The following is a 2,232-nucleotide window of genomic DNA, read 5'->3' as shown; positions in this document are numbered from 1 at the left end:
CCGAAGGGCAGCGTTTGTGCGTCATTTATACTGCGTTATCGCCCACTTATGTAGAACAACTACACTACGTGGACTCTGCCTTGCCTAAATGACGCACAACTCGCTGCAAAAACATACAGCAAAGGTCAACAGCCCCTACCAACTCCACGCGTCTTTGATTACAATAGCGCCTTTGTTATTGAGCCAGGACATCGCATGTCACAATACGTATACTCTATGCACAGGGTGGGCAAAATTGTCCCGCCTAATCGTCAGATTTTAAAAGACATTTCACTTAGCTTTTTCCCCGGCGCCAAAATTGGTGTGCTGGGTCTGAACGGCGCGGGTAAATCAACCCTGCTGCGCATCATGGCTGGTGTGGATACAGAAATCGAAGGGGAAGCCAGACCACAACCTGGTATCAATATTGGTTATCTGCCGCAGGAGCCGCAACTGGATGAGAGCAAAGACGTTCGCGGTAACATAGAAGAAGCCGTTGCCGATGTTGCGCATGCGCTGAAGCGCCTCGACGAAGTCTATGCCCTGTACGCAGAGCCAGACGCCGACTTCGACGCCCTGGCCAAAGAGCAGGGTGAACTGGAAGCCATTATCCAAACCAAAGACGGTCATAATCTGGAAAATGCCCTGGAACGTGCCGCCGATGCGTTGCGTCTGCCGCCCTGGGATGCCGATGTCAGCAAACTATCCGGTGGTGAACGCCGCCGTGTCGCGCTGTGCCGTTTGTTACTCGAAAAGCCGGACATGCTGCTGCTCGACGAACCGACTAACCACCTTGACGCAGAATCCGTCGCCTGGTTAGAACGCTTCCTGCACGACTATGAAGGCACCGTGGTAGCCATTACCCACGACCGTTACTTCCTCGACAATGTAGCGGGCTGGATCCTGGAACTTGACCGTGGCCATGGTATTCCATGGGAAGGTAATTACTCCAGCTGGCTCGAGCAGAAAGACGCGCGTCTGGAACAAGAAGAACGCGCAGAAAATGCCCGCCAAAAATCGATTAAACAGGAATTGGAATGGGTTCGTACCAATCCTAAGGGCCGCCAGGCAAAAAGTAAGGCGCGTATGGCACGCTTTGAAGAGCTGTCCAGCGGCGATTATCAAAAGCGTAACGAAACCAACGAACTGTTCATTCCACCGGGTGAGCGTTTAGGTGACAAAGTCATCGAAGTACAAAACCTGAAGAAATCGTACGGAGACCGTGTGCTCATTGACGACATGAGCTTCACTGTTCCTAAAGGTGCAATCGTGGGTATTATTGGTCCAAACGGTGCGGGTAAGTCCACGCTGTTCCGTATGTTAACCGACAAAGAGCAACCTGATAGCGGTACGATCACCATTGGTGATACGGTAAAAATTGCCAGCGTTGAGCAGTTCCGCGACCACATGGATGGCAACAATACCGTATGGCAGGAGCTGTCAGATGGTCAGGACATCGTGCGCATTGGTAATTTCGAGCTGAACAGCCGTGCGTACTGCAGCCGTTTTAACTTCAAAGGTACCGACCAGCAGAAGTTCATTAAAGACCTATCGGGTGGTGAGCGTAACCGGGTTCACTTAGCAAAATTACTCAAAGCCGGCGGCAACGTATTGCTGCTCGATGAACCGACCAACGACCTTGATGTAGAAACACTGCGTGCATTGGAAAATGCGTTATTGGAATTCCCTGGCTGTGCCATGGTTATCTCGCACGACCGTTGGTTCCTTGACCGGGTTGCTACACACATCCTGGATTACCGCGACGAAGGTAAGATCAACTTCTACGAGGGTAACTACACTGATTACGAAGCCTGGCTGAAAGCCAACTTCGGACAGGATGTCGTTGAACCACACAGACTGAAGTACAAGCGCATCAGTAAATAAGCGCTGCCTTTATCAAGCAAAGCCCCTCCCACTTAGGTGTCGAGGGGCTTTTTCTTTGTGCTACCGGCCCGAGTTAGCCAGAAGCGCAATACACGTCAAAGCACAGCTACGCTCTGACGTCCTCTCTGCTACACTTGTGATTGTAAAGCCCTAACTAAACTGAGATTATGTTGCGCAACACACGCAACGCGTTTATCCGGAGTCGGCAATGTCTAAAGAGAAGCGACAGTTTCAACGTCTGGCCATTGATATGAACGGCCTGCTTAATATCGCAGAACATACCTTCAAAGTGAGGGTTCTCGATTTGTCATTGCAAGGCGTGAGAGTACGAGTGGACAGTGACAGCGCACTGGATATCAGCCAACCATT

General features: G+C 51.0%; 2 protein-coding genes. Both read left to right on the top strand.

What is annotated here, in order from left to right; all coding sequences use genetic code 11:
• The first annotated feature begins 195 nt into the window (after positions 1–195).
• Positions 196–1,863 (top strand): energy-dependent translational throttle protein EttA, encoded by a 1,668-nt coding sequence (gene ettA, locus AC4MRN_RS20540; RefSeq protein WP_073322935.1) that lies wholly within the window; start codon positions 196–198, stop codon positions 1,861–1,863.
• A 208-nt stretch (positions 1,864–2,071) separates the two neighbouring features.
• Positions 2,072–2,232: PilZ domain-containing protein (locus tag AC4MRN_RS20535; protein ID WP_491204376.1), on the top strand; the 161-nt coding region annotated here is incomplete at its 3' end.

The organism is Marisediminitalea sp. (genome assembly GCF_984433645.1).
The sequence above is the reverse complement of the archived record's forward strand: the minus strand, read 5'-3'. Positions and strand labels throughout refer to the sequence as shown.

What these genes read in the sequence shown, in the direction of transcription:
- ettA (WP_073322935.1), top strand. Translation starts at nt 196, where the DNA reads ATGTCACAATACGTATACTCTATGCACAGGGTGGGCAAAATTGTCCCG.